This window comes from Mycobacterium intermedium, from assembly GCF_002086275.1.
Taxonomy (GTDB): Bacteria; Actinomycetota; Actinomycetes; order Mycobacteriales; family Mycobacteriaceae; genus Mycobacterium; species Mycobacterium intermedium.
Window position 1 is genome coordinate 1 of the sequence record NZ_MVHT01000161.1, and the last position, 6,171, is coordinate 6,171.

Here is a 6,171-nt window from a genome sequence, read left to right on the forward strand (position 1 = left end):
CAACAACCTCACCCGACCCGCCCGGGTCACAGCACAACGTAACAACACGAAGTAACTGCACCTACGAACTTAAGGACCCGCGAAAGCCGACATCCGGCGTACGGGTATGTCGAATCCGGATATCTGCTGGCGGAGGCGTGGGTGTGCGCCGCCCAGGGACGAACCACGGACGCACGCGAGACAACCTCGCGTGCGTCGGAATTCGCCCGCGATCACGGCCAATTCGCGCGCGAGGTGCTCTGTCTGCAGACGGCGGTGCAGTTCGGCGACGTCGGCGCGGCAGCCCGACTGGAAGAGCTTTCCACGGTGGTCGAGGGACCGAGGGCACCCCTGTCGGCCCGATATGCCCGTGCCCTGGCTGACGACGACGCCACGGGGCTGGATGCGGTGTCGCGCGACTTCGAAGCGATGGGCGACGTGTTGGCCGCGGCCGATGCCGCGGCCCAGGCCGCCGCCTCCCACCGCTCGAGCGGGCGACGCGGCAGTGCGCTGAGCGCCGGTGCCCGAGCGCAATCGCTGGCCCGGCGGTGCGGTGGTGCGCTAAGCCCGGCGCTGGCCGCCAGCAGGGTGCCGCTGCCCTTCACGCGACGCGAGCACGAGATCGCGAATTTGGTGTCGCAAGGTCTGTCGAACAGGGAAATCGCCGAAGCGACGTCCCTATCGATTCGCACGGTCGAAGGTCACGTCTACCAGGCCAGCAACAAGGCCGGAGTTTCATCACGTGCCGAACTGGCCGCCTTGGTGCAGCAATTCAACGACGCGGCACCCGCACACGAGAAGTGACCGATCGCTACCCGGGTCGGCGGTGTAGTGCGCTGTCGAGCTTGCGGTGCGCCAGGTCGAGCAGCGTGCTTACGCCTTCCGGCTCGATGTGGAGTTGCTCACCGATCACTTCGTGGGTGGCGCCGGCATCGTGCAGGCGAAGGGCGAGTGCAAGCGGCTCGGGCAAACTGCGCAGCGCCGCCTCGTAGTCCTCGCCCATTCTCACAACCTTCCCGCCACGCGGCTCTACACCGTCGTCAGGAACGATTCCGCAGTTCGCATGGGGGTGACCCGTAGCCGACTACCTGCTTTTCACGTGCTTCCGACGCACGACTACCTGCTTTCCAGAACCAGGTAGGGCGCGCCGGCTCGGGAACCTTCTGAAGTCAGAAGGCGAGCCCGGAGTGCAGCACTTGGTTCGGGTCGTATTTCTGCCGAATCACGCTGAGCCGAGCTAGATTCGAGCCGAAGTAGCGTGACGCCGGCGTGTTGGGCTCCAGGTAGTTGACATAGCCGCCAACCGAAAACTGTTGCACCACTTGGTGCGCGGTGCCCAGCCAGGTGTTGGCGGTGCCCACCTGTGAGCTGTTGGATGTCTCGGCGTACCACTGCACGACGGCGGCCTGTCGGCGCCAGGGAAACGCCGAAGCTCCCGGGTCGACGTCGGCGACCGCGCCGCCGAGCGTATCGATGATCGCCGCGGCGCGTCCCGACGCGGGCGGCCACTTGCCGATCGCGGCCACAATGGCTTGCGCCGCACCGGAACTCATGACTCCGATGACGTCGGAACCGGCCACGAAGCCGCGCGGGGAGCTCGTCGCGCTGCCACCGGCCAGATACCGCACCAGCTCCATGTGGGTGAACGACTTGATCTCGGTGCCGCTGGGTTGGATCCCCACCGCCGACTTGATCGCCTCGACCGTCGCGGCGCCGGAACCGGAAGCGCACGTCGCCAACACATGGCAGTTCCCTCCCGACGCCCCCTGCCCCGCGCCCACCGACAGATCGACCAGGCCCCACGTGTTGCGGTCCGCCGCCGCGAGCCACTTCTGCCAGCCGACGAGCACCTCGGCGGCCGCCGGCGGCGCGAAATCGACCCGAACCACGTCGGCACCGACAGCGGGAAATGTCGCAAACGTCATCGAAGTCGTCACCCCGAAGTTCCCTCCCCCGCCGCCCCGCAGCGCCCAGAACAGGTCTGGGTGGTCGTCCGCGGAAGCGGTCACCGTCTCTCCGCTGGGCAGCACCACCGTCGCGGATCGCAGTGCGTCGCAAGATAATCCGGCGTGGCGGGAATCGGCACCCAGCCCGCCGCCGAGGGTCAACCCGCCGACGCCGACGGTCGGACAACTGCCGGTGGGAATCGCGCGACCCACGTCGGCCAGCGCCTGGTGTACCGCGTAGAGTTCGGTCGCCGCCGGCACCGTGACGGTGTTCGTGGCGCTGTCGAATTTCACCCCGCCGGGCAGACCGCGCAGGTCGAGGACCATGGCGCCGGTGGCGGTCGAGGCGCCGGTGTAGGAGTGTCCGCCGCCGCGGGGCGCGATCTTGAGCTTGTTGGCCGCCGCGAAGGCGACTGCCTTCTCGACGTCCGACTGGGACGTGACGGTGACGACGGCCGCCGGGTCAGAGCCGTCATAAAGGGAGTTGAAAACCTGCTTGGCCGACGCAAAAACGCCGTCGTTCGCGGGCAGCAGGACCTTGCCGCCGATCGAGGAGGCCAGTCCCGCCCAGCCGATCCCCGGATCCGCCGCCGCCCGTCCCGAGCCGAACAAAGCCCCGGCCGCCAACGCCCCGATCGTGCCGCGCAGCAACGTCTGGCGTGAGATCTCCCGGTCCATTGTTCGTATTGTTCACCGCTGCCACCGCGGAAAGGCTTGTGCCGCAACGTGTCGCGCCGCAGTGTGATGCGATCGTGTCATTGCGGGCCGCCGCCGATAGCCGACGATCCGGCAGCAGAACCATAAGAAAACGCAGAGAAGGCAAAGCTTTATGTCATCGTGGTCAAAATGAGACCGGCATGCCGGAGGGTTCTCGATATGAAACTTTGGCGCAATCAGCCCTTGACCATTCGTCTGCTGACGGCGTCCGCCGGAATATTGGCCGCCAGCGCGGTATTTGCGGCGGCACCGGCGGAAGCGAGCCCGGTAGACGACGCATTCCTCAATGCGCTGAACAACGCCGGAATCAACTACGGCGACCCGGTTAATGCGGAGGCATTGGGCCAGGCCGTCTGCCCGATCCTGTCCCAGCCCGGTGGGTCCTTCAACAAGGCCGCGTCGACGATCGTCGCCCGCCAAAGCGGCTTGAACCAGGGCATGGCGGAAGCGTTCACCAGCATCGCGATTTCGATGTACTGCCCGCAGCTGATGGCCAACGTCGCGAACGGCACCCTGCCGGACAGTCTGCAGCAACTTCCCGGGGTGGGACAGATACCCGGCCTGGCGGGCCTCCCCGGCATACCCGGCATCTAGCCCTCCCGCGCGCTAGCGCTTACCCAGCGCGCTAGCGCGTACCCAGCGGATCGATCGTCGACGCGATGTAGACCATGGCGGCCGCGACCGTCGCCATGGTTACAAAGTCCGTGCCGCGGTGACGGACGACCAGCAGGCCGGCCCGGTCCTCCGACAGCACCAACCGCAGTGCGGCCGCGACACCCACGCCGATCCCGATCAGCAGTGCCCCCCGGCGCCAGAAGTTGGCCGCCGCGAGCCCAAAGGCCACGGTGAAGATCAGCCCAACCAGCAGGATGGGCCATTGCGCACGCACAGCGCCAGCGAGGATGGCCCGAACCGTCATGGCGTTGCGGCCTGCTCGGCCAACTCCACCACGTTGGTGAGCAGGAAGGCCCGAGTAAGGGGTCCCACGCCGCCGGGGTTGGGCGACACGTGTCCGGCGACGTCCCAGACGTCCGGATGCACGTCGCCGGTGAGCTTGCCGTCCACCCGGCTGACGCCGACGTCGACGACCGCGGCGCCCGGACGCACCATGTCCGCCGTCACCAGGTGCGGCACCCCGACGCCGGCCACGATGATGTCGGCCTGCCTGGTCAGCTCGGGCAGATTACGAGTTCCGGTGTGGCACAACGTCACGGTGGCGTTCTCGGAGCGGCGGGTGAGCAACAGCCCCAACGGCCGGCCCACCGTCACGCCACGCCCGATGACGACGACGTGCGCCCCCGCGATCGGAACGTCGTAACGCCGCAGCAGGTGCACGATGCCCCGCGGCGTGCAGGGCAGCGGTGCCGGCGTGTTGAGCACCAGCCGGCCCAGGTTGGTCGGGTGCAGACCGTCGGCGTCCTTGTCCGGGCTGACACGTTCCAGCGCCGCATTCTCGTCGAGATGCTTGGGCAGCGGCAGCTGCACGATGTAGCCGGTGCAGTCCGGGTTGGCGTTGAGTTCGTCGATCGTCTCGTCGAGCGTCGCCGGGGAGATGTCGGCGGGCAGGTCGCGGCGGATCGAGTTGATGCCCACCTTGGCGCAGTCGGCGTGCTTGCCGCGGACGTACGCCTGGGAACCGGGGTCGTCACCGACCAGGATGGTGCCCAGACCGGGGGTGCGGCCCGCTGCAGTTAACGCCTCGACCCGCTGCTTCAGGTCGACGAAGATCTCCTCACGGGTGGCCTTGCCGTCCAGCGTGATTGCGCCCACGTCAGACAGTCTGGCACGGCGGTTTCGGGGCCGCCGCGCCGACATTGCCGTCAGGGTCGTGGACGCGAGCTTTAGCACAGCCCTAGCGGCAATGTCGGTGCACCGCGCCATTAGGCTCAGCGGCATGGTTCCTGAGACAGCCCCTCAGGCTGCGCCAGACGTTTTCAGCCCGGCCAAGCTAGGGCCGCTGACGCTGCGCAACCGCATCATCAAGGCCGCCACCTTCGAGGCGCGCACACCCGACTCGCTGGTGACCGACGACCTGATCGAATACCACCGGCTGCCGGCGGCCGGCGGGGTTGGCATGACCACGGTCGCGTACTGCGCGGTCGCCCCCGGCGGCCGCACCAGCGGCGAGCAGATCTGGATGCGGCCGGAGGCAGTGCCGGGCCTACGTCGCCTTACCGACGCGATCCATGCCGAGGGTGCGTTGGTGAGCGCGCAGATCGGCCACGCCGGGCCGGTGGCCGACGCCCGGTCCAACAAGGCCACCGCCCTGGCGCCCGGGCGGTTCTTCAATCCGCTCGCCATGCGGTTCGCCAAGAAGGCCAACCACGACGACATCGACGACGTACTCGCCGACCACGCCAAAGCCGCCCGGTTCGCCGTCGAAGCCGGCTTCGACGCCGTGGAAATCCACCTCGGCCACAACTACCTGGCCAGCTCCTTTCTCAGCCCGCTGATCAATCGCCGCGACGACGAGTTCGGCGGGTCGCTGGCGAACCGGGCCAAGGTCGCGCGCGGCCTGGTGATGGCCGTGCGCCGCGCAGTGGACCAGGGTCCCCGCCCGATCGCGGTGACGGCCAAACTCAACATGGCCGACGGCGTGCGCGGCGGCATCAGCATCGAGGAGTCGCTGACCACCGCAAAGTGGCTCGAAGAAGACGGCGGCCTGGACGCGCTCGAGCTCACCGCGGGCAGTTCGCTGGTCAACCCGATGTACCTGTTCCGCGGCGACGCTCCGGTCAAGGACTTCGCCGGTGCCTTCAAGCCGCCCATTCGGTGGGGGGTGCGGATGACGGGCAAGAAATTCCTCCGCGAGTACCCCTACCAAGAGGCTTACCTGCTGCGCGACGCGAAGCTGTTCCGTGCCGAGTTGTCGATGCCGCTGATCCTGCTGGGCGGCATCACCAACCGGGACACCATGGACCTGGCGATGGCGGAGGGGTTCGAGTTCGTCGCGATGGCACGGGCGCTGCTGGCCGAGCCCGACCTGATCAATCGGATCAAGGCCGAGGGCGCCGCCGTGAAATCCGCTTGTATCCACTGCAATCGGTGTATGCCCACGATCTACAGCCGCACGCACTGTGTGGTCACCGGAGCGCCGGACTAGGGCCGGCGGCTTTTCTGCGCCGCGGCGCCCACCACTTCGCCGAACGTAAGGCCTTTGGCCCCAACTTCGCCCGACGAGGTACATATCACCCACACTCGCGGCCCAGCGACACGCCGTCGGCCCTGCGCCGAACGTGGGGCCCACGGCCCCTCCGCCGCCTGCGCAGGTACATATCCCCCACACTCGCGGCCCAGCGACACACCGTCGGCGGCCATCCCTGCGCCGAACGTGGGGCCCATGGCCCCTCCGCCGCCCGCGCAAGTACATATCCCCCACACTCGCGGCCCAGCGACACGGCGTCGGCGGCCATCCCTGCACCGAACGTGGGGCCCACGGCCCCTCCGCCGCCGGCGGTTTCAAGCGGTCGATGCAACGGTGGGCGGGTTTGACAGTAGTTCGTCGAGGGCTTCGGCGGGTGTTTTCCAG

General features: G+C 68.0%; 7 protein-coding genes. 3 read left to right on the forward strand and 4 right to left on the reverse strand.

Features of this window, described 5'->3' with window-relative positions; all coding sequences use genetic code 11:
• Nucleotides 1-141 precede the first annotated feature (141 nt).
• Nucleotides 142-783, forward strand: a complete 642-nt coding sequence (locus tag BST27_RS29380) for a response regulator transcription factor (RefSeq protein ID WP_069422589.1) — start codon at nt 142-144, stop codon at nt 781-783.
• Between the two features lie 7 nt (nt 784-790).
• On the opposite strand, the gene BST27_RS29385 is transcribed toward BST27_RS29380, so the two are convergent.
• Both BST27_RS29385 and BST27_RS29390 read right to left on the reverse strand, forming a co-directional pair.
• Nucleotides 791-982, reverse strand: a complete 192-nt coding sequence (locus BST27_RS29385) for a hypothetical protein (protein WP_069422590.1) — start codon at nt 980-982, stop codon at nt 791-793.
• 166 nt (nt 983-1,148) lie between these two features.
• Nucleotides 1,149-2,603 carry an FAD-binding oxidoreductase gene (locus tag BST27_RS29390; protein ID WP_069422591.1) on the reverse strand — a complete coding sequence of 485 codons (1,455 nt, stop codon included), beginning with the start codon at nt 2,601-2,603 and terminating at the stop codon, nt 1,149-1,151.
• Between the two features lie 198 nt (nt 2,604-2,801).
• Between BST27_RS29390 and BST27_RS29395 the strand changes: the two genes are divergently transcribed.
• Complete coding sequence (locus BST27_RS29395; protein WP_069422592.1) at nt 2,802-3,236, forward strand: DUF732 domain-containing protein; 435 nt, start codon at nt 2,802-2,804, stop codon at nt 3,234-3,236.
• A gap of 31 nt (nt 3,237-3,267) precedes the next feature.
• Here BST27_RS29395 and BST27_RS29400 read toward each other — a convergent pair whose 3' ends face one another.
• The gene (locus tag BST27_RS29400) at nt 3,268-3,561 is read right to left on the reverse strand and encodes a DUF3017 domain-containing protein (RefSeq protein ID WP_069422593.1); all 294 of its coding nucleotides are present in this window, start codon (nt 3,559-3,561) and stop codon (nt 3,268-3,270) included.
• Nucleotides 3,558-4,412, reverse strand: coding sequence for a bifunctional methylenetetrahydrofolate dehydrogenase/methenyltetrahydrofolate cyclohydrolase (locus tag BST27_RS29405; RefSeq protein ID WP_069422594.1), 855 nt, complete (start codon nt 4,410-4,412; stop codon nt 3,558-3,560). The genes BST27_RS29400 and BST27_RS29405 overlap by 4 nt, the downstream gene beginning before the upstream one ends.
• 124 nt (nt 4,413-4,536) lie before the next feature.
• Between BST27_RS29405 and BST27_RS29410 the strand changes: the two genes are divergently transcribed.
• Nucleotides 4,537-5,745, forward strand: a complete 1,209-nt coding sequence (locus tag BST27_RS29410; protein WP_069422595.1) for an NADH:flavin oxidoreductase — start codon at nt 4,537-4,539, stop codon at nt 5,743-5,745.
• Nucleotides 5,746-6,171: the final 426 nt, after the last annotated feature.

Excerpts from the sequence above, each read along its gene's own strand:
- BST27_RS29385 (WP_069422590.1), bottom strand. The coding sequence starts at position 982 with ATGGGCGAGGACTACGAGGCGGCGCTGCGCAGTTTGCCCGAGCCGCTT.
- BST27_RS29395 (WP_069422592.1), top strand. The coding sequence starts at position 2,802 with ATGAAACTTTGGCGCAATCAGCCCTTGACCATTCGTCTGCTGACGGCG.
- BST27_RS29390 (WP_069422591.1), bottom strand. The coding sequence starts at position 2,603 with ATGGACCGGGAGATCTCACGCCAGACGTTGCTGCGCGGCACGATCGGG.
- BST27_RS29410 (WP_069422595.1), top strand. The coding sequence starts at position 4,537 with ATGGTTCCTGAGACAGCCCCTCAGGCTGCGCCAGACGTTTTCAGCCCG.
- BST27_RS29400 (WP_069422593.1), bottom strand. The coding sequence starts at position 3,561 with ATGACGGTTCGGGCCATCCTCGCTGGCGCTGTGCGTGCGCAATGGCCC.